Here is a 24,959-nt window from a genome sequence, read left to right as displayed (position 1 = left end):
AAGCATGGGTGGGTGGAACGACCGGAAACGGCAGGGCGGATGCCGACGCGCCGCTCAGTCCGCGGAGGGGTGGTCCTTCAGGGCTTCCACGAAGGCGGAGAAGGCGCGGGCCGGGAAGGTGAGGGTGGCTCGGGTGGGGACTTTGGAGTCGCGGATGGATATGCGGGTGCCGAGGTGGGCGACTTCGACGCAGGCATCCCCCTGGCCGCCTCCGGAGAAGGACGACTTCTGCCACGAGGTGGGGGTGGGCACCGGTCCTCACAGCTCCTTCGTCAACTGGTGGATGAGGTCACGCGACCGCTCAGGGGGCAGTGCCTGAGCCCTCACCCTACGGAACAGCCTTCGAAAGTGTTCCAGCTGTGGCGGCCAACGGCCGGTGACGGTGGGGATCGGCGGCGACAGGAGTGATGGGCGGATTCGGGCCAGGGGGCGTAGGGAGAGGTGGAGGCAGGGGCCGTCCAGAGACCTCGCTGCATGGCTCAGATCCGCCCATCACTGCCGTCGAGGATGGGCCCCCGGCGCCGCTGGTGCCGTCGATTCACTTGGCACGGGCTGGTAGTACGTGCCCGTCGCCAGGCCCGTCCATGTCCTCAGCCGCCGCGTCCCCCGCGTCGACGTCCACGGCCACCTCTTCCGGCACGATCCCGCGAACCGGAGGAAAGACCATCCCGTCCTCCCCGTCCGCACAGTCCAGGGCCACCCCGCACGGCACCCCGACCGGCGGGACCGCCGCGTCCAGCCGACGCGCCCCCAGCCACCGCCGGTACGCCCACTCCCGGTCGCCCTCACCCCGCGCGACCGCGAAACGCGCCGACAGTCCGGCCGCCCCGCCTCACACAAGACAGCGCCCGGACCGAAAGGCCCGGGCGCTGGGTGTGTTCGGTGGATCACGTCACGGCAGTGCGTGCACGTGGGGTCCGACCGTGTTCGACCACGCGTTGCCCGACGTGGCGTCCCAGTTCGTGGACCAGGTCATCGCGCCGCGCAGGGCGGGGTAGGTCTTGGACGGCTTGAAGGTGCCGCAGTTCGTGGCCGCCGTCAGGCAGTCCAGGGCGTTGTCGACCACCGTCGGGGAGACGTAGCCGCTGCCCGCCGCGCGGGTGGAGGCGGGGACGCCGAGGCCGACCTGGGACGGGGAGAGGCCGCCCTCCAGCTGGATGCAGGCGAGGGCCGTCAGGAAGTCGACCGTGCCCTGGCTGTAGACCTTGCCGTCGCAGCCCAGCATGGAACCGCTGTTGTAGTACTGCGTGTTGACGACCGTCAGGATGTCCTTGATGTTGAGGGCGGTCTGGAAGTACGTGTTCGACGTGGACTGCATGTCGATCGTCTGGGGGGCCATCGTGATGATCAGGGAGGAGCCCGCCTTCGACGACAGCGAGCGCAGCGCCTGCGTCATGTACGTCGCGTTCAGGCCGTTCTCCAGGTCGATGTCGACGCCGTCGAAGCCGTACGTCTGCATCAGCGAGTAGACCGAGTTGGCGAAGTTCGTGGCCGAGGCGGCGTCGTTGACCGCCACCGAGCCCTTCTCGCCGCCGACCGAGATGATGACCTTCTTGCCGGCCGCCTGCTTGGCCTTGATGTCGGCCTTGAACTGGTCGACGGTGTAGCCGCCCAGGCCGGCGGAGTCCAGGGTGAAGGAGACGGCTCCCGGGGTCGACGTCGCGTCGGCGAAGGCCACCGCGATGATGTCGTAGGACGACGGGACGTCGGAGAGTTTCTGGACCGTGGCGCCGTTGTTGAAGTTCTGCCAGTAGCCGGTGACCGCGTGCTTGGGGAGCGAGCCGCCGCCTCCGCCGCCCGTGCCGGAGGTCGTCGTGCCCGTCACGGTGGCCGACTTGGCCGACTCGCCGGCCGCGTTGGTCGCTGTGACCTGGAAGGAGTACGACGTGGATGCCGTGAGGCCGGTCACCGTCGCCGACGTGCCGGTCACGGCCGTGACCTTGGTGCCGTTGCGGTAGACGTTGTAGCCCGTCGCGCCCGACACCGCCGACCAGGACAGGGAGACCGAGGAGGACGTCGTACCGGTGACCGAGAGGCCCGCCGGAGCCGCCGGGACCGTCGGGGCCGGGTCGCCGCCTCCGCCGCCGTCGGGGCCGTAGACCGAGATGTCGTCGGCGTAGTAGGCCGCCTGGCCGTACCAGCCGTGGGTGTAGACGGTGACCGAGGTCGTGGACGCGCCCGTGGTGAACGTCGTCGACAACTGCTTCCAGGACGTCGAGTCGGGGGTCCACGTCGAGACGTCCGTCGTGCCGGTGCCCGTCACGCCGAGGTAGGAGTAGCCGCCCTGGACCCACGCGCTCAGCGTGTACGTCGCGTTGGGCTTGACCGTGACCGTCTGGGTGCACTGGGCGTTGTCCTGGCCGGCCGGGGTCGCCTTGAGGGCCGCGGTGCCGCCGTGCACCGGGGACGTGACCGTCGTGCCGCTGCCGGCCGTACACGTCCAGTTGGCCAGGCCCGACTCGAAGCCCGCGTTCTTCACGTTGTTGACGTCCGCGGCGGACGCCGGGCCGGCCGTGGCGAGGCCCGCGACCGAGAGGGCCAGGGCGGTGGCGGCGGACCATGTCGCGAGCCGCCGTCCGCGGGGTCTGGGTGTGCCTGGTGCGCGGTCCACTGGAGCCTCCGTGGGGAGTGGGCGGGGAGGAGGGAGAGGGGCGGTGGCCACCGCTTGCGCCCTTAAGTTGGTCCAGACCAATCCGGGTGTCAAGAGGTCCAGACCAAAACCGTCTCCGATCGGTGGCTCAACCTGTCCAGGTTTGGCGGGACTTGCTCCGGGAGAGTTCCACACCGGCTTCACAAACGCTGTTCTCCGGTCATACGCCCGTGGATACAGTGCTCAGGTAGTCACGCAGTGAAGTCGTCCTGGCGCATTGGGGTTACACCGGTGGGCCGGCGGGTGTGAAGAGCGGGGAGCTGCGCGTGCCAACTGCCATTGCCGTGACCAGTGCCGACATGGCGCTGCCGGAGCAGGACGAGCGGACCATGCCCGCCGTCGTGCTGACCGGCCTCGACCGCAAGCCGCTGGACCAGGCCCTCACCGAACTCCACACCCTCACCGAGCAGTACGGCTATGTCGTCGTCGTCTGCTCACAGGCCACCCCGGAGCCGGTCGTACGGCGGCTCCACACCCTGCGCTCGCTGCTGGAGAGCGACCGCATCGCCCTGTTCCGGCCGGAGTTACCGCCGCTCGGCATCGCCGTCCTGGCCCGGCAGCTGCGCCAGCTCGCCTCCTGCGACCTGAGCCCGGGCGTGCTCGCCTCCGCCGGACGGCTGCTCACCCACTACATCCACGCCGGCGCCGTCCTCGGCTCCGTCGCCAGGCTGGACCGGGTCCCGGTCGGGCTCAAGGCGCACGCCAGGTCCTGGATGCCGGGCAGTCAGTTCGCCGTCCTCGCCCATCCCGAGCCCCAGCTCGTCAAGGTCGCCCCCGGAGCCACGCTCAAAGGGCCCGAGTTCAGCACCTGGATGCTGGTCGCGAAGGGGCAGCTGCAGAGCGACTGGGCCGCCGGGCTCGGCACGCGGTGGGGCGTGCACGGGCTGCGCGAGACCCCGCTGCCCGCCGAGTCCCCGGTGTGGTGGGGGACCGGCCGCATGGTCGAGTTCTGCGGCTACCTCGCCGACCTGTCCGTCCTCTACCAACTGGTCACCTCCGTACGGCGGACCAGCTGTCACTGGTGCGGCCTCGACGTCATCGGCGACCGCTGCGTCTTCTGCTCCGCCACCGCGCCCGTGTACGAGCCACCCCGCGCCCTGGAACAGCGAACGCCCGCCTGACCTGCGCGAACCTGACCCGTCCCGCTCGACCGATTCCCCCAATGAGGTTGCACGGTTCATGAACTTCCGTCAGCGCCGCGGCGTGATACTCCTGATCCTGTCGGTCCTGTGCGCGCTGGGCGCGTTCGCCGGCGTGCTCTCCGTCATCCACGACGCGAACTCCAAGGTCGGGCCCGAGGTCGCCGCCTACCGGGTCAGGTCCGAGGTGAGGCCGTACACCGCCCTGGACACGGGCCAGTTCGAGAAGATCGAGATGCCGAAGCGGTGGCTGTCCGGCAACGCCGTCACCGACCTCCGGCAGATCCGCGGCAAGATCGCCGTGACCACCCTGCACGCCGGCTCGCTGCTCCAGACCGACATGATCGTGGACCGGCCCGCCCTCCAGTCCGGCCAGCAGGAGGTCGCCATCATGATCGACGCGGCGACCGGCGTCGCGGGGAAGATCACCCCGGGGTCGCGGGTCAACGTCTACGCCACCTTCGAGGGAAAGAAGGAGGGCGACCCGGACCAGTCGAAGATCATCGTGACCAACGCCCGCGTCATCGACGTCGGCCGGATCACCGCCCTAGAACCCGACCGCGACAAGAACCAGCAGGCCACCGAGGCCGTCCCCATCACCTTCGCGCTGTCCACCATCGACGCCCAGCGCGTCACCTACGCCGAGTCCTTCGCCCAGCGCGTCCGGCTCGCGCTCGTGGCCCCCGGCAGCGAGACCAGCGTCCCGGACAAGGACCGCACCTACGAACTCGCGACGGACAAGTGAGAGGCGGCCATGCCCACCAGGATCCTCCCGGCCGGTGCGGACCCGGACGCCGTCCGCTCCCTCACCACCCTGCTCAGCCAGCTCCCCGACGCCGAGCCACAGCCCCCGGTGACCGACTCGACCCAGCTGGTCGACGGCCTCGCCCGGCTCGCCGCCGAGTCGGTCGACGAACTGCCCGAGGTCGTGGTCGTCCACGAACGGATCGGACCGGTCCCGGCCCTGGAACTGATCCGCGAGGTCGCCCTGCGCTTCCCGGCCGTCGGCGTCATCCTCGTCACCACCGACGCGAGCCCCGGCCTGTTCGCCGCCGCCATGGACTCCGGTGCCCGCGGCCTGGTCCCGCTCCCGCTGTCGTACGAGGAACTGGCCAACCGCGTCCAGGCCGTCGCCCAGTGGTCGACCGGGGTACGCCGGCACCTCGGGCACGGCGCCGAGGTGCTCGCCGGGGCCGGCGGCACCGTCGTCACGGTCAGCGGCGCCAAGGGAGGCGTGGGCGCGACACTGACCGCCATCCAGCTGGCCCTCGCGGCCCAGGCCTCCGGCCGCGCCACCGCCCTGGTCGACCTCGACCTCCAGACCGGCGACATCGCCTCCTACCTGGACATCCAGTTCCGCCGGTCGGTGGCCGACCTGGCCGCCATCACCGACATCTCGCCCCGTGTCCTCGCCGAGGCCGTCTTCCGCCACGACACCGGGCTCGCCCTGCTCCTCGCGCCCGGCGAGGGCGAACGCGGCGAGGAGGTCACCGACCGCGCCACCCGCCAGCTCGTCAGCGCCCTGCGCTCGCGCTACGAGGTCGTCGTCATCGACTGCGGCGCCCAGCTCAGCGGCGCCGGAGCGGCGGCCGTCGAGATGGCCGACACCGCGCTGCTGGTCACCACCCCGGACGTCATCGCCGTACGCGCCGCCAAACGCACCGTGCGGATGTGGGACCGGCTGCAGATCCGCAAGGCCGAGGAGACGACCGCGGTCGTCAACCGGCACACGCGCAGTACGGAGATCCAGCCCGCGCTCGTGCAGCGCATCACCGGCACGGCGCTGGCGCGTACGGCCGTACCCGCCAACTTCAAGGAACTGCAGGGGGTGGTGGACGCCGGGCGGGTCCACGAACTCGACGCCAGGAGCACGGTGAAGCAGGCGCTGTGGGGGCTCGCCGCGGAGCTCGGGCTGGTGAAGGCCGCGGAGGCAGCCTCCCACCGCGGGAGCGGGCGCGGTCCCGTGAGCCTGCGGCGGCGGAAGGAGTGAGCCCCTGATGAGAAGGCCGGACGGGGACCGGGGGCAGGTGAGCATCGAGTTCCTGGGCATGACCCCGCTGATCGTTCTGACGCTGGTGCTGATGTGGCAGGCCGTGCTTGTGGGATACACCTTCACGCTCGCCGGGAACGCTGCGGACGAGGCGGTGCGGGCAGGGACGGCCGCGCCACGGGGAGGCGCGCGTCAGGCCGCGTGCGCGCAGGCGGGGCTGAAGCACCTGCCGGGAGCGTGGAAGGGGGACGCGTCGGTGCAGTGCAGTCCGTCCGGCTATGTCACGGCCGATGTCACCCTCGAGGTCCCGGTCCTCTTCCCGGGCGTCATCTCCTTCCCCGCCACCGTGCACGGCCACGCCGGAGCCGTCGAGGAGGTGAAGGACTGAGATGCCGTACCGCCGCCGACGACGTGACAGCGGCCAAGTGGCCATCGAGTACCTGGGGTTCGTGCCGATCCTGCTGCTCGTCGGGCTGGCCGGGTTCCAGATCGGCGCCGTCGCCTACGCCGCCGAGCAGGCCGGTACGGCGGCCCGGGCGGGGGCGCGGGCCGCTTCCTTGCACCAGAACGTGGGACAGGCGTGCGCCGACGCGGTCAGCGGTGGGCTCTCCGTGCAGTGCGGAGAGACCGGGGAAGGGGACGACTCGGTCACCGTCACCGCGACCGTCCACATCCCCACCATCGTCTGGGACCTCGGCTCCGCCACCAAGTCCGCCACCATGCCGCTCGACCACTGACCGAGGAGAAGCGACCCCATGAGTCTGCGGGCACGCATCAGCACCCCGGAGGAGCACGGCAGCCGGGGCGAGGACGGGCAGCTGGTCGCCGCCTACCGGGCCAAGCTGCTGGAGGAGATCGACCTCGCGGAGATGAGTTCGCTGGCCGCCGCCGAACGCCGCGCGCGGCTGGAGCGGGTGCTCGGGCACATCATCAGCCGCGAGGGCCCGGTGCTGTCGACGGTCGAGCGGTCCCAGCTGATCCGCCGGGTCGTGGACGAGGCGCTCGGCCTCGGCATCCTGGAGCCGCTGCTGGAGGACGCGTCGATCACGGAGATCATGGTCAACGGCCCGGACGCGATCTTCGTGGAGCGCGGCGGCCGGGTCGAGCAACTCCCCCTGCGGTTCGTCTCCGCCGACCAACTGATGCAGACCATCGAGCGGATCGTCTCCACGGTGAACCGGAGGGTCGACGAGTCGAACCCGATGGTGGACGCCCGCCTGCCCTCCGGCGAGCGGGTCAACGTCATCATCCCGCCGCTCTCCCTGACCGGCCCCATCCTCACCATCCGCCGCTTCCCGCGCTCCTTCACCCTCCAGGAGCTGATCGGCTTCGGCTCGCTGGACGAGCACATGGTGTACCTGCTGGCGGGCCTGGTGCAGGCGAAGTTCAACATCATCGTCTCCGGCGCGACCGGCACCGGCAAGACCACCCTGCTCAACGCCCTGTCCGGGCTGATCCCGTCGCACGAGCGCATCATCACCATCGAGGACTCCGCCGAACTCCAGCTCCAGCAGACCCATGTGGTCCGCCTGGAGTCCCGCCCGCCCAACGTGGAGGGCAAGGGGCAGATCACCATCCGGGACCTGGTGCGCAACTCCCTCCGGATGCGCCCCGACCGGATCGTGGTCGGCGAGGTCCGCGGCGGCGAATCCCTCGACATGCTCCAGGCGATGTCCACGGGTCACGACGGCTCGCTGGCGACCGTGCACGCGAACAGCGCCGAGGACGCGCTGACGCGGTTGCAGACCCTGGCCTCCATGTCCGACGTCGAGGTGCCCTTCGTCGCCCTGCACGACCAGATCAACAGCGCGGTCGACGTCATCGTCCAGCTCACCCGGTTCGCCGACGGCGCCCGCCGGATCACCGAGATCGCCCTCCTCGACAGTCACGGCGGGGAGCCGTACCGGCTGGCGACCGTGGCCCGCTTCGACGCCCGGCCCATGACCCCGGACGGCCGCGTGTACGGCGCCTTCCGGTACTTCCCACTGCCCCGCCGTACCGCCGACCGTCTCCACATGGCGAGCCAGCCCGTCCCGCAGGCCTTCGGCGTCGCCCGCTCCGCCGACCAGCTCGCCACCCGAGAAGCCAGGTAGGACCCAGGACCATGGAACTGCACACCCTCGTCCAGCTCACCACCGGCGTGACGCTGCTGACCTGCGTCCTGGCGGTGGTCGGCGTACAGGCCTACGCCTCCGGCCGGGCCCGGCGCGCCGCCCTCGTGGACCGCCTCGCGCACACCGGCCCCCCACCCGCGACCGGCCGCGGACGCCGCTTCCGCGACCTGGACCGGCGGCTGCGCCGCACCCGCCTCGGCCGCTGGCTGGAGCGACGCCTGGCGGCGACCGGCCTGGACGTCACGCCCGGGGAGTTCTTCGCCGCCATGCTCGCGACGGTGGCCGCGCTCTGGCTGACCGGCCAGGCCGCCCTGGCCCCGTTCTTCGGCCCGATCGCGGGCCTGCTGGGCATCTGGGCGGCGGTCCAGTTCCTCAACTGGCAGCGACAGAAGCGCATCGAACGCTTCATCAGCCAACTCCCGGAACTGGCCCGCATCCTGGCCAACGCCACCCAGGCCGGCCTCGCCCTGCGCACCGCGATCGGCATGGCGGCGGAGGAACTGGAGGCCCCGGCCGGCGAGGAACTGGCCAAGGTCGCCGACCAACTGGCCATCGGCCACTCCCTGGACGACGCCCTCGGCGAGCTGGCCGACCGCCTCCCCTCCCGCGAACTGGTCGTCCTGGTCACCACGCTGGTCCTGTCGAACCGGGCGGGCGGCCAGGTGGTCTCCGCGCTGCGCAACCTGACCGAGACCCTGGAGGAGCGCAAGGAGACCCGGCGCGAGATCCGCACCCAGCTCTCCCAGGTGACCATGACGTCGTACGCCGTGCCCGTCCTCGGGATCGGCGCGTTGTTCCTGATGAACGGCGTCAAGGACGGCGCCCTCGACCGCATGACCGGCTCACCGGTCGGCCAGGCGTGCGTGATCATCGCGTTCGCCATGTACGCCGTCGGCTTCGTCCTCATCCGCCGCATGAGCCGGATCGACGTCTGAGGGAGGTGACCCGATGGCATACCTGCTCGCCCTGCTGATGGCCCTCGGCGTCTGCGGCGTCTTCGCCGGCATCCGCATGTACCGCGCGGACGCCAGACTCCCCGGCGACCTCGCCGTCGCCCTGGAGGTCGGCGCCACCCGCACCGGCGCGGTCGGCTCGGTCATCGACCGCATGGGCATGCGCTACGCCCCGGCCGTGCTGCGCCTCATGGGCCCGCGCCTGGTGGCCAGGTACCGCCGGAAGATCGACCTCGCGGGCAACCCCGGCGGCCTCACCATCGACCGCTACGCGGCCCGCCGCGCGGTCTACGGCGCCCTCGGCGGCGTGGGGTTCCTGGTGTTCCTGCTGCGCGGCCAGTGGTTCGTGGCCGTCCTGCTGCTCCTGTTCGGCGCGTTCTGGACCGAGGTCGGCCTCTGGTCGGCGATCCGGGTCCGCAAGGACGTCATCGAACGCACCCTGCCGGACTTCCTGGACGTCCTCGCGGTGGTGGTCAGCGCGGGGCTCGGCTTCCGGCAGGCCCTCGACCGGGTCGCCTCCCGCTACGAGGGCCCCTGGGCCGACGAACTGCGCATCACCCTGCGCCAGATGGACCTCGGCATGAGCCGCCGCGAGGCCTTCTCGGAGCTGCGGCGGCGCAACGACTCCGAGCAGGTGGCCATGTTCGTCACGGCGTTGCAGCAGGGGGAGGAGCTGGGCGCGCCCATCGTGGACACGCTGGTCTCCCTGGCCAAGGACATGCGCCGCACCGACGCCCAGAACGCCCGCCGCAAGGCCGCCCGGGCGGTACCGAAGGCCACGCTGATGATCACCACGTTCATGGTCCCGGCGACGATGCTCCTGCTGGGCGCGGGCCTGCTCCTCGGCTCCGGCGTGGACTTCGGCTCGCTCACGGGGGAGTGAGGACGGGCGTGACGGTGACGGGCTCGACAGTGCTGAGGGGGCGCACAGGCCGGGGCGTGCACGCGGGGGTGACGCGGGCCGGGGCGTGGCTGCGGGGGGCCGGACGGAAGCGGAATTCGGGGGCGGGCGATGCTGAGACGGAGGTCTCACCGCACCCGGCGGCAGCGGCGACCGTGACGGTGGCGCCCCCGGCCGAGCCCTCCGAGAAACTCCAGATCCGCGCCCTCCAGGCCATGTGCCGCCAGGTCTTCGGCTTCCGCCTGGCGATGATCGTCCTGTCGGCCCCCGCCGCCCTCCTCAACGCGGCCCCCGGCCTGGGCGCCCGCCTGGTCGGCGCCGCCGTGGTCGTCACCTTCATGGTGTCCTACGTCCTCTTCCGCGACTGGGAACGCTTCGGCCCCCTCCTCCTGCGCCACCCCAGCCTCCTGGCCGCCGACACCCTCTTCGGCTCCTTCCTCCTCATCTCGGCCGGCCCCGACACCACCCTCGCCTACGTCAGCGTCTGCACCCCGCTCCTGGCCGGCCTGGTCTACAGCTGGCGCGGCGCGGCCTGCTTCGCCTCGCTCCAGTCCCTGATCCTGCTGCTGGTCCACGCGACCCTGAAGGCCGGCCGGCACGCGCCCGTCGCCGAAGCCCTGCTCCTGCCAGGCCTGTGCGTCATCGCCGGTGCCATGGGCTCGACCCTGCGCAACCTGATGCTCCGCTTCGGCGCCGCCACCCAGGCCCTGACGACGGTCCAGGCCCGCCTCGCGGCGGCGGAGGCGGTGAGCGCCGAACGCGCCCGGCTCGCCCGCGAGATGCACGACTCCGTGGCCAAGACCCTGTACGGCGTGGCCCTGGCGGCGGACGGCCTGGCGGCCACGGCGTCGGCCGCGACCCCCGACCCGGCCCGCGTCAGGCAACAGGCCGAACTGGTGTCCCGCTCGGCACGCAGGGCGGCGGCGGAGTCCCGGGAACTGCTGACGGACCTGCGCCGGGACCAGCCTGACGCGCCGGACCGGACCCCGCTCTGGCAGGAACTCGGACACCTGGCGGTGGACTTCACGAGGCGCACGGGCCTGAGGGTCACGTGCCGCTGGGCAGGAGAGGAGAGGGACGGCGAGGCGAGCGAGGAGACCGGTCTCCCTTCGCTGCCGGCCCCCCTGGCCCGCCACGTCCTCTCCATCGCCGCGGAAGCACTGGAGAACGCCCACCGGCACGCGTCCGCGACCCGCGTGGACATACGGGCCGCGGTCGACGGCCACCTGCTCCGCCTCACGATCCACGACGACGGCAGCGGCCTCCCGCCCGGCACCACACTCGAAGAACTGCGCGGCTCAGGCCACTTCGGCCTGCTCGGCATGGTCGAACGGGCAGCGCACGCCGGCGCCCGGATCCGCATCGGAAGGGGCACCCACGAACGCGGCACGGAGGTCCGCCTGGAGGTCCCGTTGCCGACAGCGCCAAGACCCGCCCCCGTGTCCCGAGACGTGTGAGAGGAGGCACATGAACCCCCGACGACAACCACAGCCGTTCCCACCGCCGGCACCGGTGCCCCCGCCGCTGAGGCTGCTGGTCGCCGACGACAACCCCGTCGTCCGCGCCGGTCTGACAGCCCTGCTCTCGGCCCACCCGGACACCACGGTGGTGGCGGAGGCGACGGACGGACGGGAGGCGTACGAGGCGGCGGTCCGGCACCGGCCGGACGTCATCCTCCTCGACGTCCGCATGCCCGGAGTCGACGGAATCTCGGCGTTGCCCCACCTGGTGGGGCTGGCCCCCGTCATGATGCTCACCTACAGCCACGAGACGGAGACCGTGCGGGAGGCGCTGCGGCTGGGAGCGGGGGGTTATCTGGTGCACGGCGAGTTCACGACGGAGCAGTTGGTGACGGCGGTGCGGGATGTACGGGAGGGGCGCCCGCATGTGACGCCGGGGGCGGCGAGAGCGTTGCTGGCGGAGCTGAGAGGGGATGCACCTGCACACGAAACTCCGCAACTCACCGCCGTTTCGCCAGATTTAGCCCCCAAAACTCTTTCGCACCTGCAACCGCCTGTGGGACAGTCGTTCCGGTCACGGTTCCGGCTGAGCAGCAGGGAGGCGGAGATCATGGACCTCATCGCGTCCGGCATGACCAACCAGCAGATCGCCGCCGCCTGCTTCATCAGCGAGAAGACGGTCAAGAACCACATCAACCGCATCTTCGCCAAGCTCCACAGCACGACGAGATCCCAGGCGACGGCGAAGTGGCTGGGGGTGGCTTGACATGACCCGACGGGGAAGAACCCCGAACCCCGAATGGGCCTGGGGTTGGGCCCTGGGGCCCTGGGGCGGCATGACTGTTCTGCCCTACGCTTCGCGGATCCGAGGCGAAGCTGGAGGGGAAAACCGTGAGCAAATGGTTCAACACCACCGTCGTGTATCTGCAGTCCCGTGCGGCCCGGGACGACCGAGGCCAGACCGCGGTGGAGTACCTCGGCATCATCGCCGTGGTCGTGGCGATCGTGTTGGCGATCACGGGTACGAGCATCGGTCAATCGATCTACGACGCGATCACCCAGAAGATCGCCGAGGTCACTGGCGGCTGATTCCTCCACACCGCGACGCAGGGCAGGCCTTCCCCATCTACATCACGGTGGTGGCAGGCCTGCTCTTTCTTGCGTTCGCGTATCTGGCGGTCGGTCAGGCTGCGGTCAACCGGGGCGGCGCCCAGACGGCTGCTGACGCCGCAGCGCTCGCGGCGGCCCAGAACGTTCGCGACCAACTCACGGAACAGTGGCTGAAGGTGCTGCTGGACCCGAAGAAGTGGCGGCAAATTTTCGAGGGCGAGACCGAGGTCGGCGACCCATGCTGGCGGGCCGGGCAACTCGCGGCACAGAACGATGCTCAGTTGAATTCCTGCCTTTCACCCGAGTTGCTGAAGTACCGCGTCGATGTGAAGACCAACAAGTCCGTCGGCCGCTCCGTCGTACCCGGAACAGAGGATGTCAAGTCGACTGCTTCCGCAACCGCCGTCATCGAGCCGCTCTGCACCTTCGAGCTCTCCGGCGAGGGGGACGAAGACGGTGCGCTGCCTCAACTCACCTGCAAGGACAAGGACTGGAAGCTGGACCCGGACGAGCCGGCGGAGCTTCCGAAGCCCGAAGACCTCTTCGACGTGCACCTGGGCTGACTGACAAGCTGACGATGAGTGACGAAGGAAGCGGAGCCATGAGCATTCGGTTCACTGCGAAGACCCGCAGGGGGATGGTCGCATTCTCCGTCGCGGTCGGTCTGGCTGTCGGGGTGGCCGGCTGCGGTGGAAGCGGTGATGACAACAAGAAGCCGGACAGTTCGACGTCCGCCTCCAAAGTAGGCAAATCCGAGCCGAGTACTCAGGAGGGGCAGTCCGAAGAGCCGCTTGCAGAGCTGAAAGGCTCGGACGGTCTCACTCTCCAGGTCACCTCAGCCGAACGTGACTCGGGTGGCTTCGTCACCGTCAACGGCACGTTGAAGAACGACGGGGCCAAGAGCATCGTCATCCCGTCCGCCCTGAGCGGCAACGAAACCGAGATTCTGAGGAATGGCAGGTCCCTGGGCGGTGCCACGCTCATCGATCCGCAAGGCAAGAAGCGGTACTACGTGCTGCGGGACACCGAGGGCCGTCCGCTGACGACCACTGGCTTCTCGACACTCAAGTCCGGTGCCACCCTGGCCGTCTTCATGCAGTTCCCAGCACCCCCAGCAAACACAACCGAGGTCGACTTCCAGCTGCCCACTTTCGCCTCCGCCCCCATCAAGATCTCCGGGTGAGGCCCAAGTGACCGCATCCCGTCTCACCCTCACAATCGCCGCTCTCTTCCTTGTGGTGAATCTGCCCGCCACCCCCGCGATCGCCGACGACACCGGCCCCAGTGAACCCCCCGGTACCGAACCCTCCGCCGCCGCCCCGGTGAAGGTGGACCCCACGGATCCGGATCTGAAGCTTCCGGAGGGGGCCACGCTTGCCGAGGCCAAGGTGTTGGACATCAAGTCGGTCGTGGAGGACCAGAGCGGGGACGAACGGCGCGAGGACACCAACGCCGACGTGACGTTCGCCCTCCAGGCCGAGGTGCTGTTCGACAAGGACAGCGCGAAGCTCGGCGCGGAGGCGAAGGCCCGTATCGCCGGCATCGCCGAGGAGATCAGGAAGCAGAACGCGACGCAGGTCCGCGTCTTCGGCTTCACCGACAACCTCGGCTCCTCCGCCCACGGCGACACCCTCTCCAAACAGCGCGCCAACGCCGTACAGGCCGTACTGGACCAGGACCTGAACACCCCGTCCATCACCTTCGACGTCCGCGGCTACGGCGAGCAGTACCCGATCGCCGACAACTCCACGGAGGCCGGCCGGAAGAAGAACCGCCGGGTCGAGGTGTCCTTTCCCCGTACCCAGCGGTGAGGCGTCACCCGGCTAGTACCCCGGGTCCACCTCCGCCTCCACCTCCACCTCCACCCGTGCTCCCGGCCGCAGCCCCCACTCCGCCATCGCCCCCGCCTCCGCCTCCAGCACGTGCCGTGCCCGCGGGCGCGGCAGGCCCAGGCGGCCGGGGCGCATCGTGCGGACGGCGATGACGGTCAGTCGCCGGTCCAGATAGGCGACGTCGATCGGGATCCGCATCCCGAACGTGTGCACCCCACTGGCCGGCGACAGCAGCAGCGCCCCGTCGACGGCGTCCCGGCCCAGGAGTCCCTTCGTCCGTGCCCGGTAGGAGGTCGCGATCTCCAGGGGTACGGAGGCGGCGGCCTGTGCCCCGCCGGAGGCGGCGGCGGAACCCGCGCCCGCTCGCACGAAAAGCCGTCCCCGCCCGTCCCGCCAGCGCCGCCCCATGCCCCGACCTCCCGCGCCACAGCCACATGTGTCGTCAACTCGCCCGGAAACGTAAACGCGTTGTTCTTTCCCGTCCTCCCCACTAGGAAGGGCTCCATGACAGGACTCGGTGTCGTTTTCCGCCCCCAGCTTCCTCCCGAGCGGCTCCGGGCCCTCGCCCGGCTCGCGGATGACGCGGGGCTCGAAGAACTGTGGCTGTGGGAGGACTGCTTCCTGGAGGGCGGGGTGTCCACGGCCGCCGCCGCGCTCGCCTGGACCGAGCGGGTGCGGGTCGGTATCGGACTGCTGCCCGTGCCGCTCAGGAACGTGGCCGTCACCGCCATGGAGGCCGCCTCGCTGGAGCGTATGTTCCCCGGCCGGGCGATCCTGACCGTGGGGCACGGGGTGCAGGACTGGATGGGCCAGGTCGGCGCCCGGGCCGCCTCCCCGCTGGGCCTTCTCGGTGAACATCTCGACGCCCTGCGCGCCCTGCTGCGCGGGGAACGGCTCAGCGTGCGCGGGCGGTACGTCCAGTTGGACGACGTGGCCCTCGACTGGCCCCCGCAGCGCCCGGTCGACGTCCTCGCGGGCGCCACGGGACCCCGTACGCTCCGGCTCTCCGGCGAGAAGGCCGACGGCACCCTGCTCACCGCCGCCACCTCGCCGGACGGCGTACGGCGGGCCCGCAAGCTCGTGGAGGAGGGGCGGCGGGCGGCCGGACGTGACGGTTCGCACCGGGTCGTGGTCTATCTGCTGGCCGCCACGGGCGCCGGCGCCGAGGCACGGCTGCGCGCCGAACTCGCCGCCGAGGGCCTGGAGGCGGACGCGGACGTGGGTGTCGCCGGGGACGCGGACGCGGTCGCCGAGGCGGTACGGCGGCTGGCCGAGGCCGGTGCGGACACCGTCGTCCTGCAGCCGACGGCGGACGAGCCCGACCCCGAGGGCTTCGTGCGGTTCGCCGCGCGGGAGGTCCGGCCGCTGGTGCCCTGAGCCGGACGCGCGGGACGGGGAGTTGCCGCAGGTCAGGGGCGTTGTCAGTGGCGGGTGTCACACTCGCATGCAGGACCGATCTTCACGAGGTGGACATGACCGGTGGCCGCGGGACCGTTACGCCCGACTCGAATTCCTCCGTGCGTCTGCGGGCCGTCACGGACCGGGACCTGGAGGCCTTGTTCGCCTACGAGCACGACCCTGAAGCCGTCCGGCGGTCGCGGTTCACCCCCCGGCCGCGGGACGCCTTCTTCCGGCACTGGCGGGAGCGGGTGCTCGGCGACCCCGACTGCCTGGTGCGGACGGTCGCCGTCGGTGGTGAGGCCGCCGGGAGCGTCGTGTCCTGGACGCAGGAGGGGCGGCGGTTCGTCGGCTACTGGCTCGGGCGGCCGTACTGGGGCCGCGGCGTCGGCACGCAGGCGCTCGGCCGGTTCCTGGAGCTGGAGCCGGTGCGTCCGCTGTACGCGGACCCCTTCGCCGGCAACACCGCCTCCGTGCGGCTCCTGGAGAGACACGGCTTCGAGCGGACCGGCACGGTCCGCCACGGGACGGACGAGCACGTCATGCTGGTTCTCGCGGCGCCGTCCGGGGAGAGCTGAGAGCCGTCCCGGCCAGGAGCGGAAAAAGAGCAGGAACCGCCGAGGCCCTGCTGGGATGATGGCCGGATGACTCCGCAGCGTTCCTTCGAAGACCTCGTGGCCGAGGGTGCCGCCGTGCCGACCGAGGGGTGGGACTTCTCGTGGTTCGAGGGCCGGGCCACCGAGGAGCGGCCGTCGTGGGGGTATGCCCGGTCGGCGGGGGAGCGGCTGGCCGGCGCCGAGGCCGTGCTGGACATCCAGACCGGCGGCGGGGAGGTGCTGGACTTCGCCCTGAGCCGGGCGGAGCCCGCCGCGCCGGTGCTGGCCGCGGCCACCGAGGGCTGGCCGCCGAACGTGGCGAAGGCCACCGCCCTGCTGCGGCCCCGGGGTGTCGTGGTGGTCGCCGCTGCGGACGACGCGCCGCTGCCGTTCGCCGACGGGGCGTTCGACCTGGTGCTCAGCCGGCACCCGGTGCGGCCGTACTGGGCGGAGATCGCCCGGGTGCTGCGGCCCGGGGGCACCTACTTCGCCCAGCACGTGGGGCCGGGCAGCGCCTTCGAGCTGGTCGAGTACTTCCTCGGGCCGCAGTCGGAGCAGGTGCGTGGCGGCCGTGCCCCCGAGCGCGAGCGGGCCGACGCCGAGGCGGCGGGCCTGGAGGTGGCCGGGCTGCGGGCGGAGCGGCTGCGGATGGAGTTCCACGACATCGCGGCCGTCGTCCACTTCCTGCGCAAGGTGGTGTGGATGGTCCCGGGCTTCACGGTCGGGGCGTACGAGCCGCAGCTGCGTGCCCTGCACGAACGGATCGAGAAGGAGGGGCCGTTCGTCGCGTACAGCGCCCGGCATCTCTTCGACGTACGGAAGCCGGATCGCTGACCGGAGTTCGACCGTGGTTCGACCGGAGTTCGCCTGGGGTTTCCACATTGTTATCGAGCGTGGTTCACATCGGTCTCGCCGGTCACGTAAGTTCAGACCAAGGTTATTCGCGTCAGCAAAGCTGCGCGGGCGGTACCGCGCAGTGGAGGGGGCTGCGCGATGCCGTGGAGCCGTGGGTCCTGCGCCTGATGGCGTAGCGGAGGCGTCAAGTCCACCCTTCGCTGACGGCGTCGCCCGTTGGAGGGACCCGGGGCAACTCGCCGATGAGCCCCCAAGATGGCCTAATCCTTGCGAATCCATTCCTATCCGACCGGATTTCCCTGGAATTCCGCTGTGAACCGGCCATGAAGCCCCCATGAATCACGCATTCCGCGCCCACCGGGGCGTCGCCGGGCGATTCCGGAGAGTAGTTGTGGCCCGCCGATGCACCCACCATCCCTTACGAAGGGTTATGGTGGAAACCCCCCCTCGGGCCGGTCCGTCTCCCCCCCACGGACCGGCCCGTTTTTCGTCCTGTTCCGGGAATCCGGTCCGGGAACCTCCCGGCCCCGGTCCGCCGTCCCCACCGAAGGGGCGGGCCATGACCAACCCCCGAGCAGCGGTAGGCTCAACGGCTCCGGCACCCCATCCCCCGCGCCCAACCCCCGGAGGGTCACGTGAACCTGCGCGACAAGCTGCGCGGCCTGCTCGTCAGGCTCTACGCACGCCGGGTGGAAGGCCACCTGGACCACGCTCAGGTGCCCAAGCACATCGGCGTCATCATGGACGGCAACCGCCGCTGGGCGAAGGCGTCCGGCTCCAGCACCGTCCACGGGCACCGGGCCGGTGCCGAGAAGATCGAGGAGTTCCTCGGCTGGTGCAGCGAGACCGACGTCGAGGTCGTCACCCTGTGGCTGCTGTCCACCGACAACTTCGACCGGCCGCAGGAGGAGCTCGTCCCCCTGCTCGGCATCATCGAGGACGTCGTCCGCACGCTCGCCGCCGACGGCCGCTGGCGGGTGCACCACGTCGGCACGACGGACCTGCTGCCCGGCCAGATGCAGACGGCCCTGAAGGAGGCCGAGGAGGCCACCGCCCACATCGACGGGATACTCGTCAACGTGGCCATCGGCTACGGCGGCCGGCAGGAGATCGCCGACGCCGTGCGCTCCATGCTGCTCGACGCGCAGGACAAGGGCGTGTCGATGGAGGACCTCGCCGAGTCCGTGGACATCGACATGATCGGCCGTCACCTGTACACCGGCGACCAGCCCGACCCCGACCTGGTGATCCGCACCAGCGGGGAACAGCGGTTGTCCGGATTCATGCTCTGGCAGACCGCTCATTCGGAGTACTACTTCTGCGAGGTCTTCTGGCCGGCCTTCCGGAAGGTCGACTTCCTGCGCGCCCTGCGCGACTACGCCGCACGTCACCGCCGGTACGGCGGCTGACCCGCCGGCCCCGCCCCGTCACCGCCCGGTGACGGGGCGTTGTCGTGTACCCCGATTGGCGGGGATGTAACAAGGAGTTCACCGGCGCGCTGGTGGCCGCATTTGCATGGCCGCGCATCATCGAGGGCATAAGCCAAGCAGGTCGACGCCCGAACCACGGGCGTCGGATCTCAGCGGGCGGCACGGGGTCGCCCGCCCGGGAGGCCCTTTGCACCAGCCCGACCGTGCGGTCACCGCACGGAAGCAGCCGCGGAGGGCCGGTTCACGGCCCGCCGTGCGCGGGGGCCGGACACCGGTCCAGCATCACTTCGTCGCTCCCCGACCTCATCCGAGGGGGTACGTCCTTCCGTGGTGACCAGCACAAAGCGCCACAAGCCCGACCGGCGCACGTATGTTCTCGACACCAGCGTCCTGCTGGCCGACCCGAACGCCCTGGCCCGCTTCGACGAGCACGAGGTCGTGCTCCCCATCGTGGTGGTCACGGAGCTGGAGGCCAAGCGGCACCATCCGGAACTCGGCTACTTCGCCCGCCAGGCGCTGCGCCTGCTGGACGACTACCGGGTGAAGCACGGTCGCCTCGACGCCCCCATCCCGATCGGGGAACTGGGCGGGACGGTCCGGGTCGAGCTCAACCACTCGGATCCCAGCGTGCTGCCCACCGGCTACCGCCTGGGGGACAACGACTCGCGCATCCTCGCGGTGGCCCGCAATCTGCAGGCCGAGGGGTTCGACGTCACCGTCGTGTCGAAGGACCTGCCGCTCAGGATCAAGGCGTCCTCGGTCGGCCTTCTCGCCGAGGAGTACCGGGCCGAACTGGCCATCACGGAGAACTCCGGCTGGACCGGGATGACCGAACTCACCCTGCCGGGCGAGCAGGTGGACATCCTCTTCGAGGAAGGGCACGTGTACGTCCCGGAGGCGGCCGACCTGCCCGTGCACACCGGTCTGACCATCCAGTCCGAGCGCGGCAAGGCGCTCGGCCGGGTCACCGCCGAGGGCAACGTCCGGCTGGTGCGCGGCGACCGGGAGGCGTTCGGTATCAAGGGCCGCAGCGCCGAGCAGCGCATCGCGCTCGACCTGCTGCTCGACCCGGACGTCGGCATCGTCTCGATGGGCGGCCGGGCCGGCACCGGCAAGTCGGCGCTGGCGCTGTGCGCGGGCCTGGAGGCGGTCCTGGAGCGCCGCCAGCACCAGAAGGTGATGGTCTTCCGGCCGTTGTACGCGGTCGGCGGGCAGGAGCTGGGCTATCTGCCGGGCACCGAGGCGGAGAAGATGAGCCCGTGGGCGCAGGCCGTCTTCGACACCCTGTCGGCGGTCACCAGCCGGGAGGTCATCGAGGAGGTCACCGCGCGCGGGATGCTGGAGGTGCTTCCGCTGACCCACATCCGCGGGCGCTCGCTGCACGACGCGTTCGTGATCGTGGACGAGGCGCAGTCCCTGGAGAAGAACGTACTGCTGACCGTCCTGTCCCGGATCGGCGCCAATTCGCGGGTCGTTCTCACGCACGACGTGGCACAGCGGGACAATCTGCGCGTAGGCCGCTACGACGGGGTGGTCGCCGTGGTGGAGAAGCTGAAGGGACACCCACTCTTCGCGCATGTCACGCTGACGCGTTCCGAGCGGTCCCAGATTGCGGCGCTTGTGACCGAAATGCTGGAGGACGGACACATCTGACGCATCTGACCAGCGACTGACGGCTGTTGGCGCCGTCCGGCAAAGGCCACGAGCCTAGCCGGGCGGCGCCTTCGCGCGTGGAGCTTTCCTGAAATCCCTAGGGCCAAACAGGATGTGAGCTTTCACACGCAACACAGAATTGCCACGCGGCGTCCGGTTACGGCAGAGTCTCGTTCCTGTCAGGCCCCGCATACGACACAGTTGTACCCCCAGCGGTACGGCACCACCTGAGCACCACCAACTCCATAGAGTCCGTCGTATGCCGCCCGAGCACCACGCGGCGCTCCCTTCGGGGGAGTTGCCCACCGGGCCCGCGCCTCCCGTGACCCCGCAGTTGGGAGGCCAGTGTCAGGGGCACGATTGCGTCCGCCAGGGTCACCGAAGCGGGCGATGCTGGAAGGAAACCGTGTGAGCCGGATTTCGGTCCGGGGATTCGCAGTGGCATCCGCCACCGCGGTCACCGCTGTCGGAAGCGTCGTCGGCGTTGCCTCGGGCAGCACCGCGCAGACCAACGACGCCGAGGCGACGGCAGCCGACACCACGCTCCTCGCCGACATACCCGCCGGTCAGCAGGCGCAGGTGCAGACCGCGTCCCTGACGCAGCAGGCCGACGCGCAGGCCATCGCCGCGGACGTGAGCGCCAAGAAGGACGCCGAGGAAGCGGCCCGCAAGGCCGCCGCCGAGACCGCGATCGCCAAGAAGGAGCTCGCCGAGAAGGCGGCCAAGGAGGCGAAGGAGCGCGCCGAGGCCAAGGCCGCGGCCAGCCGTGGGACCGACGTCCGCGACTCCTCCAGCTTCCCGGTGCAGGGCAGCTACAGCGTGGCGCAGATCCAGGCGATGGCCCGTCAGATGGTGGGCGGCGGCCAGTTCCAGTGCTTCAGCAACATCGTGGACCACGAGTCCAGCTGGAACTACCGCGCGGTGAACGCCTCCTCCGGTGCCTACGGCCTCTTCCAGGCCCTGCCCGGCTCCAAGATGGCTTCGGCCGGCGCCGACTGGCAGACCAACCCGGCCACCCAGATCAAGTGGGGCCTCAACTACATGAACAGCCGGTACGGCAGCCCGTGCCAGGCCTGGTCGTTCTGGCAGGCCAACCACTGGTACTAGGCGCTCTGCCGGCACCGCGCCTCATCGCCGGTGCCCCCTCAACCCCGCGCAGCCCCTCCCCGTCCTTAGGGGAGGGGCTTTCGCCCTGTACGGTCGTATCGGAACGACTCCAGGGGGGAGTGGTGGCGAGCACCCGGGGACGCGGGGAAAGAGGACGGATCATGTCGCGAGTGCCAGGCTGGCTCGGCCGGCTGGGGGCCGGTCTCACCGAGATGAGCGAGCGCCTGGACGAGCGTCGCGCCGAGGTGGAGAAGGAGCACGGCGAGGCCGCCGAGCGCGCCGCCTCCGTCGATTCGGGGCCGGCCGACGCGCCTGCCGCCACGGCTGTGCCCGCCCGCCGGCCCGCAGGGCCGTCCGGTCACCGCCCCGACCCGGCCCAGGCCGTGCCCTGGGGTGTCCGGGTCGCCGCCGAGGCGGGCTGGCGGCTGCTGGTGCTGGCCGGCACGGTCTGGGTGCTGATGCGGGTCATCACCGCCATCCAACTGGTGGTGTTCGCCTTCGTCATCGCCCTGCTGGTCACCGCGCTGCTCCAGCCGACGGTCGCCCGGCTCACCCGGCGCGGGGTGCCGCGCGGCCCGGCCACCGCGCTCACCGCCATCAGCGGCTTCGTCGTCATCGGCCTGATGGGCTGGTTCGTGACCTGGCAGGTCATGGAGAACATCGACACGCTCTCCAACCAGATCCAGAGCGGCATCGACGACCTGCGCAACTGGCTGCTGAAGAGCCCCTTCCACGTCACCGACAAGCAGATCAACCAGATCGCCAAGAACCTCCGCGAGGCGATCGGCGCCAACGCCGACCAGATAACGTCCGCCGGTCTGGAGGGTGTCCAGGTCATCGTGGAGGCCCTCACCGGCATCCTGCTGGTGTTCTTCTCGACGCTGTTCCTGCTCTACGACGGCAAGCGCATCTGGGAGTGGTTCCTGAAGCTGGTGCCCGCCGCCGCCCGGCCGGGCGTGGCCGGCGCCGGGCCGCGCGCCTGGCGCACCCTGACGGCCTACGTCCGGGGCACGGTCCTGGTCGCCCTCATCGACGCCATCTTCATCGGCATCGGCATCTACTTCCTGGACGTGCCGATGGCCGTCCCGCTGGCCGTGTTCATCTTCCTGTTCTCGTTCATCCCGCTGGTCGGCGCGGTCGCCTCCGGCGCCCTCGCGGTGATCGTGGCGCTGGTCACCCAGGGCGTCTTCACCGCCGTCATGACCCTCGTCGTCGTCCTCGCGGTCCAGCAGATCGAGGGACACGTCCTGCAGCCGTTCATCCTCGGCCGCGCGGTCCGGGTCCACCCGCTGGCGGTCGTCCTGACCGTGGCCGCCGGCGGCATGGTGGCCGGCATCGGCGGCGCGGTGGTGGCCGTACCGCTGGTGGCGGTGACGAACACGGTGGTGGGGTACCTGCGGCAGTATTCGCAGGATGTCCAGCGGCACACCTCTGCCGAGCCCGCGGGCGAGGCCGAGGCCCGGAACGCGCAGTCGGCCGAGACTCGGAACGCGGAGGAGACCGAGGCCCGGAACGCGGAGGAGGCCGAGGCCCGGAACGCGGAGGACCCCGCCCACCAGGGGTGAGCGGGGTCCTCGACGTACGGCTTACTGAGCCAGCACGGCCTCGGCGTCGAGGGTGACGCCCACGGCCTGGACCACGGAGGCGATCTTGAACGCCTCCTGGACGGTCTCGCGCTCCACGCCGGCCTTGCGCAGCACCTGTTCGTGCGAGTCCAGGCACATGCCACAGCCGTTGATCGCGGAGACCGCGAACGACCACAGCTCGAAGTCGACCTTCTCCACGCCCGGGTTGCCGATGACGTTCATCCGCAGGCCCGCGCGCAGGGTGCCGTACTCGTGGTCGGACAGCAGGTGCCGGGTGCGGTAGAAGACGTTGTTCATCGCCATGACGGCGGCGGCCGACTTGGCGGCCTGGTACGCCTCCGGCGAGAGGTTCGCCTTCGCCTCCGGCTCCAGCTCACGCAGCACGATCGGGGAACGGGAGGCGATGGCGGTCGCCAGCACCGTGCCCCACAGCTGCTGGGCCGGCAGCTCCGAGTTGCCGATGACCGAGCCCAGGTTGAGCTTCAGGTCCTTGGCGTAGTCCGGGATACGGGACTTCAGGGAGTCGAGCGACACGGGTCACTCACCAGCCAGCAGCGCGACCGGGTCCAGGGTCTGCTCGCCCTTGGTCCAGTTGCAGGGGCACAGCTCGTCGGTCTGCAGGGCGTCCAGGACCCGCAGGACCTCCTTGGGGTTACGGCCCACGGAACCGGCGGTGACCATCGTGAACTGGATCTCGTGGTTCGGGTCCACGACGAAGACGGCACGCTGGGCGTAGCCGTCCTCGCCCTCGATGCCGAGGTCGCGCATCAGCTCGTGCTTGGGGTCCGCCATCATCGGGAACGGCAGGTCGGTCAGGTCCGGGTGGTCCTTGCGCCAGGCGTGGTGGACGAACTCGGAGTCACCCGAGAAGCCGAGGATCTGGGCGTCGCGGTCGGCGAACTCGTCGTTCAGCTTCCCGAACGCGGCGATCTCGGTCGGGCACACGAACGTGAAGTCCTTGGGCCAGGCGAAGACCACGAGCCACTTGCCCTCGTAGGACTTGTGGTGGATCTGCTCGAACTCCTTGCCCTTCTCCAGCGAGACGCAGGCGGTCAGTTCGAACTCGGGGAACTTGTCACCGACAGTGAGCACACGCTCTCCTTGCAGCGAAGAAACTTCCCTTTTGGGGTGTTTCCCATGGGTTGGACGTTGTCGATGTTGGCACAGGGTGCATTGATTAGTGAAATAGCTACACTCGGTCGTGTTGATCGGAGGTAGCTATCAGTGACCGTGAGTAACGGCAAACGCAGACAGCCGAGCCTGGCGCAGCTGCGGGCGTTCGCCGCCGTGGCCGAGCATCTGCACTTCCGGGACGCTGCGGCGGCCATCGGGATGAGCCAGCCCGCCCTCTCGGGCGCGGTCTCGGCCCTGGAGGAGACCCTCGGCGTGACCCTCCTGGAGCGTACGACCCGCAAGGTGCTGCTCTCGCCCGCGGGGAAGCGGCTGGCCGTGCGGGCCAAGGCGGTGCTGGACGCGGTGGGCGCGCTCCTGGAGGAGGCCGAGGCGGTCCGGGCGCCCTTCACGGGAGTGCTCCGCCTCGGCGTGATCCCCACGGTCGCGCCCTATCTGCTGCCGACCGTGCTGCGGCTCGTCCACGACCGCTACCCGCACCTCGACCTCCAGGTGCACGAGGAGCAGACCGCCAACCTGGTCGACGGCCTGAACTCCGGGCGGCTCGACCTGCTGTTGCTGGCCGTGCCGCTCGGCGTCCCCGGAGTCGTCGAACTCCCCCTCTTCGACGAGGACTTCGTGCTCGTCACCCCGCTCGACCACTGGCTCGGCGGACGGGAGGGCATCCCCCGTGAGGCACTGAAGGAGCTGAACCTGCTCCTTCTGGACGAGGGTCACTGCCTGCGCGACCAGGCGCTGGACATCTGCCGGGAGGCCGGCCGCGAGGACGCGCCGGTCACCACCACGGCCGCCGGCCTGTCCACGCTGGTCCAGCTGGTGGCCGGCGGCCTCGGCTGCACGCTGCTCCCGCGCACGGCGCTGAAGCTGGAGACCACCCGCAGCAGTCAGCTGCTGACCGGGTACTTCGCCGAGCCGGCCCCGAGCCGCCGGGTCGCGTTCGCGATGCGCGCGGGCGCGGCGCGCTCCGCGGAGTACGAGGAGTTGGCGGGGGCGTTGCGGGAGGCGTTGCGGGCGTTGCCCGTAAGGGTGCTGGGGGCGTGAGCGCCCCGTAGGG

27 protein-coding genes and 2 pseudogenes are annotated in these 24,959 nt (G+C 70.6%); 22 read left to right on the top strand and 7 right to left on the bottom strand.

The window, feature by feature from the left end:
- Nucleotides 1–54: 54 nt before the first annotated feature.
- The 4 genes and pseudogenes from AB0L21_RS15310 to AB0L21_RS15295 all read right to left on the bottom strand — a co-directional run bounded on the left by AB0L21_RS15310 (nucleotide 55) and on the right by AB0L21_RS15295 (nucleotide 2,611).
- Nucleotides 55–252 carry a DUF397 domain-containing protein gene (locus tag AB0L21_RS15310; protein WP_365784400.1) on the bottom strand — a complete coding sequence of 66 codons (198 nt, stop codon included), beginning with the start codon at nucleotides 250–252 and terminating at the stop codon, nucleotides 55–57.
- A gap of 6 nt (nucleotides 253–258) precedes the next feature.
- Nucleotides 259–360: pseudogene (locus AB0L21_RS15305) on the bottom strand (transcriptional regulator); the annotation flags it as partial.
- A gap of 178 nt (nucleotides 361–538) precedes the next feature.
- Nucleotides 539–811 (bottom strand): annotated as a pseudogene (locus tag AB0L21_RS15300) (hypothetical protein); the annotation flags it as partial.
- Nucleotides 812–892: 81 nt separating this feature from the next.
- Nucleotides 893–2,611: a glycoside hydrolase family 18 protein gene (locus AB0L21_RS15295; RefSeq protein ID WP_365701540.1), complete on the bottom strand. Its 1,719-nt coding sequence runs from the start codon at nucleotides 2,609–2,611 to the stop codon at nucleotides 893–895.
- 338 nt (nucleotides 2,612–2,949) lie between these two features.
- On the opposite strand from AB0L21_RS15295, the gene AB0L21_RS15290 reads away from it, so the two are divergent.
- The 14 genes from AB0L21_RS15290 (at nucleotide 2,950) to AB0L21_RS15225 (ending at nucleotide 14,128) form a co-directional block, all read left to right on the top strand.
- The gene (locus tag AB0L21_RS15290; protein WP_365701681.1) at nucleotides 2,950–3,771 is read left to right on the top strand and encodes a hypothetical protein; all 822 of its coding nucleotides are present in this window, start codon (nucleotides 2,950–2,952) and stop codon (nucleotides 3,769–3,771) included.
- 58 nt (nucleotides 3,772–3,829) lie between these two features.
- Entirely contained in the window at nucleotides 3,830–4,534 is a 705-nt protein-coding gene (gene cpaB, locus AB0L21_RS15285) for a Flp pilus assembly protein CpaB (RefSeq protein ID WP_365784398.1), read from the top strand.
- Between the two features lie 9 nt (nucleotides 4,535–4,543).
- Nucleotides 4,544–5,779, top strand: a complete 1,236-nt coding sequence (locus tag AB0L21_RS15280; RefSeq protein WP_365784396.1) for an AAA family ATPase — start codon at nucleotides 4,544–4,546, stop codon at nucleotides 5,777–5,779.
- Between the two features lie 7 nt (nucleotides 5,780–5,786).
- Nucleotides 5,787–6,167, top strand: a complete 381-nt coding sequence (locus AB0L21_RS15275) for a TadE family protein (protein WP_365701535.1) — start codon at nucleotides 5,787–5,789, stop codon at nucleotides 6,165–6,167.
- A gap of 1 nt (nucleotide 6,168) precedes the next feature.
- Nucleotides 6,169–6,516 carry a TadE/TadG family type IV pilus assembly protein gene (locus tag AB0L21_RS15270; RefSeq protein ID WP_365701533.1) on the top strand — a complete coding sequence of 116 codons (348 nt, stop codon included), beginning with the start codon at nucleotides 6,169–6,171 and terminating at the stop codon, nucleotides 6,514–6,516.
- 18 nt (nucleotides 6,517–6,534) lie between these two features.
- Nucleotides 6,535–7,872 (top strand): CpaF family protein, encoded by a 1,338-nt coding sequence (locus AB0L21_RS15265; protein WP_365784394.1) that lies wholly within the window; start codon nucleotides 6,535–6,537, stop codon nucleotides 7,870–7,872.
- Nucleotides 7,873–7,883: 11 nt separating this feature from the next.
- Nucleotides 7,884–8,828, top strand: a complete 945-nt coding sequence (locus AB0L21_RS15260) for a type II secretion system F family protein (protein ID WP_365784392.1) — start codon at nucleotides 7,884–7,886, stop codon at nucleotides 8,826–8,828.
- Nucleotides 8,829–8,841: 13 nt separating this feature from the next.
- Nucleotides 8,842–9,729 carry a DUF5936 domain-containing protein gene (locus AB0L21_RS15255; RefSeq protein WP_365701527.1) on the top strand — a complete coding sequence of 296 codons (888 nt, stop codon included), beginning with the start codon at nucleotides 8,842–8,844 and terminating at the stop codon, nucleotides 9,727–9,729.
- Between the two features lie 233 nt (nucleotides 9,730–9,962).
- Nucleotides 9,963–11,204 (top strand): histidine kinase, encoded by a 1,242-nt coding sequence (locus AB0L21_RS15250; RefSeq protein WP_365784491.1) that lies wholly within the window; start codon nucleotides 9,963–9,965, stop codon nucleotides 11,202–11,204.
- Between the two features lie 10 nt (nucleotides 11,205–11,214).
- A complete protein-coding gene (locus AB0L21_RS15245; RefSeq protein WP_365784390.1) occupies nucleotides 11,215–11,973 on the top strand; it encodes a response regulator transcription factor in 759 nt (252 codons plus the stop codon).
- Between the two features lie 125 nt (nucleotides 11,974–12,098).
- The gene (locus tag AB0L21_RS15240; RefSeq protein ID WP_365784388.1) at nucleotides 12,099–12,296 is read left to right on the top strand and encodes a hypothetical protein; all 198 of its coding nucleotides are present in this window, start codon (nucleotides 12,099–12,101) and stop codon (nucleotides 12,294–12,296) included.
- Nucleotides 12,297–12,346: 50 nt separating this feature from the next.
- On the top strand, nucleotides 12,347–12,880 hold the full coding sequence (locus AB0L21_RS15235) for a pilus assembly protein TadG-related protein (protein ID WP_365784386.1): 534 nt from the start codon (nucleotides 12,347–12,349) through the stop codon (nucleotides 12,878–12,880).
- A gap of 38 nt (nucleotides 12,881–12,918) precedes the next feature.
- Nucleotides 12,919–13,500, top strand: a complete 582-nt coding sequence (locus AB0L21_RS15230; protein WP_365784384.1) for a hypothetical protein — start codon at nucleotides 12,919–12,921, stop codon at nucleotides 13,498–13,500.
- Between the two features lie 7 nt (nucleotides 13,501–13,507).
- Entirely contained in the window at nucleotides 13,508–14,128 is a 621-nt protein-coding gene (locus AB0L21_RS15225; RefSeq protein WP_365701521.1) for an OmpA family protein, read from the top strand.
- A gap of 12 nt (nucleotides 14,129–14,140) precedes the next feature.
- Here the strand turns inward: AB0L21_RS15225 and AB0L21_RS15220 are convergent, their stop codons facing one another.
- Nucleotides 14,141–14,557 (bottom strand): DUF192 domain-containing protein, encoded by a 417-nt coding sequence (locus tag AB0L21_RS15220; RefSeq protein ID WP_365784382.1) that lies wholly within the window; start codon nucleotides 14,555–14,557, stop codon nucleotides 14,141–14,143.
- Between the two features lie 60 nt (nucleotides 14,558–14,617).
- Here AB0L21_RS15220 and AB0L21_RS15215 point away from each other — a divergent pair, with 60 nt between their 5' ends.
- From AB0L21_RS15215 to AB0L21_RS15185, 7 genes are all read left to right on the top strand, one after another.
- Entirely contained in the window at nucleotides 14,618–15,526 is a 909-nt protein-coding gene (locus AB0L21_RS15215; protein ID WP_365784380.1) for an LLM class flavin-dependent oxidoreductase, read from the top strand.
- 95 nt (nucleotides 15,527–15,621) lie between these two features.
- Nucleotides 15,622–16,125: a GNAT family protein gene (locus tag AB0L21_RS15210; RefSeq protein ID WP_365701515.1), complete on the top strand. Its 504-nt coding sequence runs from the start codon at nucleotides 15,622–15,624 to the stop codon at nucleotides 16,123–16,125.
- A 66-nt stretch (nucleotides 16,126–16,191) separates the two neighbouring features.
- On the top strand, nucleotides 16,192–16,977 hold the full coding sequence (locus AB0L21_RS15205; RefSeq protein ID WP_365784378.1) for a methyltransferase domain-containing protein: 786 nt from the start codon (nucleotides 16,192–16,194) through the stop codon (nucleotides 16,975–16,977).
- Nucleotides 16,978–17,633: 656 nt separating this feature from the next.
- Nucleotides 17,634–18,407, top strand: coding sequence for an isoprenyl transferase (locus AB0L21_RS15200; RefSeq protein WP_365701511.1), 774 nt, complete (start codon nucleotides 17,634–17,636; stop codon nucleotides 18,405–18,407).
- Nucleotides 18,408–18,755: 348 nt separating this feature from the next.
- The gene (locus AB0L21_RS15195) at nucleotides 18,756–20,081 is read left to right on the top strand and encodes a PhoH family protein (RefSeq protein WP_171153235.1); all 1,326 of its coding nucleotides are present in this window, start codon (nucleotides 18,756–18,758) and stop codon (nucleotides 20,079–20,081) included.
- 390 nt (nucleotides 20,082–20,471) lie between these two features.
- Nucleotides 20,472–21,188: a transglycosylase SLT domain-containing protein gene (locus AB0L21_RS15190; RefSeq protein ID WP_365701509.1), complete on the top strand. Its 717-nt coding sequence runs from the start codon at nucleotides 20,472–20,474 to the stop codon at nucleotides 21,186–21,188.
- A 161-nt stretch (nucleotides 21,189–21,349) separates the two neighbouring features.
- Complete coding sequence (locus tag AB0L21_RS15185; RefSeq protein ID WP_365784376.1) at nucleotides 21,350–22,753, top strand: AI-2E family transporter; 1,404 nt, start codon at nucleotides 21,350–21,352, stop codon at nucleotides 22,751–22,753.
- A 21-nt stretch (nucleotides 22,754–22,774) separates the two neighbouring features.
- On the opposite strand, the gene AB0L21_RS15180 is transcribed toward AB0L21_RS15185, so the two are convergent.
- Both AB0L21_RS15180 and AB0L21_RS15175 read right to left on the bottom strand, forming a co-directional pair.
- A complete protein-coding gene (locus AB0L21_RS15180) occupies nucleotides 22,775–23,308 on the bottom strand; it encodes an alkyl hydroperoxide reductase (protein ID WP_365784374.1) in 534 nt (177 codons plus the stop codon).
- 3 nt (nucleotides 23,309–23,311) lie between these two features.
- Entirely contained in the window at nucleotides 23,312–23,866 is a 555-nt protein-coding gene (locus AB0L21_RS15175; RefSeq protein ID WP_103815807.1) for a peroxiredoxin, read from the bottom strand.
- Between the two features lie 132 nt (nucleotides 23,867–23,998).
- Between AB0L21_RS15175 and AB0L21_RS15170 the strand changes: the two genes are divergently transcribed.
- Complete coding sequence (locus AB0L21_RS15170; protein ID WP_365784372.1) at nucleotides 23,999–24,946, top strand: LysR substrate-binding domain-containing protein; 948 nt, start codon at nucleotides 23,999–24,001, stop codon at nucleotides 24,944–24,946.
- The last annotated feature ends 13 nt before the right edge of the window (nucleotides 24,947–24,959 follow it).

Origin of the sequence: Streptomyces sp. NPDC052721 (assembly GCF_040678315.1) — a bacterium.
Taxonomy (GTDB): Bacteria; Actinomycetota; Actinomycetes; order Streptomycetales; family Streptomycetaceae; genus Streptomyces.
The sequence above is the reverse complement of the archived record's forward strand: the minus strand, read 5'-3'. Positions and strand labels throughout refer to the sequence as shown.

Coding starts and splice junctions, on each gene's coding strand:
- AB0L21_RS15220 (WP_365784382.1), bottom strand. CDS start 14,557: ATGGGGCGGCGCTGGCGGGACGGGCGGGGACGGCTTTTCGTGCGAGCG.
- AB0L21_RS15260 (WP_365784392.1), top strand. CDS start 7,884: ATGGAACTGCACACCCTCGTCCAGCTCACCACCGGCGTGACGCTGCTG.
- AB0L21_RS15290 (WP_365701681.1), top strand. CDS start 2,950: ATGGCGCTGCCGGAGCAGGACGAGCGGACCATGCCCGCCGTCGTGCTG.
- AB0L21_RS15190 (WP_365701509.1), top strand. CDS start 20,472: ATGCTGGAAGGAAACCGTGTGAGCCGGATTTCGGTCCGGGGATTCGCA.
- AB0L21_RS15265 (WP_365784394.1), top strand. CDS start 6,535: ATGAGTCTGCGGGCACGCATCAGCACCCCGGAGGAGCACGGCAGCCGG.
- AB0L21_RS15270 (WP_365701533.1), top strand. CDS start 6,169: ATGCCGTACCGCCGCCGACGACGTGACAGCGGCCAAGTGGCCATCGAG.
- AB0L21_RS15280 (WP_365784396.1), top strand. CDS start 4,544: ATGCCCACCAGGATCCTCCCGGCCGGTGCGGACCCGGACGCCGTCCGC.
- AB0L21_RS15210 (WP_365701515.1), top strand. CDS start 15,622: ATGACCGGTGGCCGCGGGACCGTTACGCCCGACTCGAATTCCTCCGTG.
- cpaB (WP_365784398.1), top strand. CDS start 3,830: ATGAACTTCCGTCAGCGCCGCGGCGTGATACTCCTGATCCTGTCGGTC.
- AB0L21_RS15255 (WP_365701527.1), top strand. CDS start 8,842: ATGGCATACCTGCTCGCCCTGCTGATGGCCCTCGGCGTCTGCGGCGTC.
- AB0L21_RS15250 (WP_365784491.1), top strand. CDS start 9,963: ATGTGCCGCCAGGTCTTCGGCTTCCGCCTGGCGATGATCGTCCTGTCG.
- AB0L21_RS15185 (WP_365784376.1), top strand. CDS start 21,350: ATGTCGCGAGTGCCAGGCTGGCTCGGCCGGCTGGGGGCCGGTCTCACC.
- AB0L21_RS15245 (WP_365784390.1), top strand. CDS start 11,215: ATGAACCCCCGACGACAACCACAGCCGTTCCCACCGCCGGCACCGGTG.
- AB0L21_RS15230 (WP_365784384.1), top strand. CDS start 12,919: ATGAGCATTCGGTTCACTGCGAAGACCCGCAGGGGGATGGTCGCATTC.
- AB0L21_RS15275 (WP_365701535.1), top strand. CDS start 5,787: ATGAGAAGGCCGGACGGGGACCGGGGGCAGGTGAGCATCGAGTTCCTG.
- AB0L21_RS15205 (WP_365784378.1), top strand. CDS start 16,192: ATGACTCCGCAGCGTTCCTTCGAAGACCTCGTGGCCGAGGGTGCCGCC.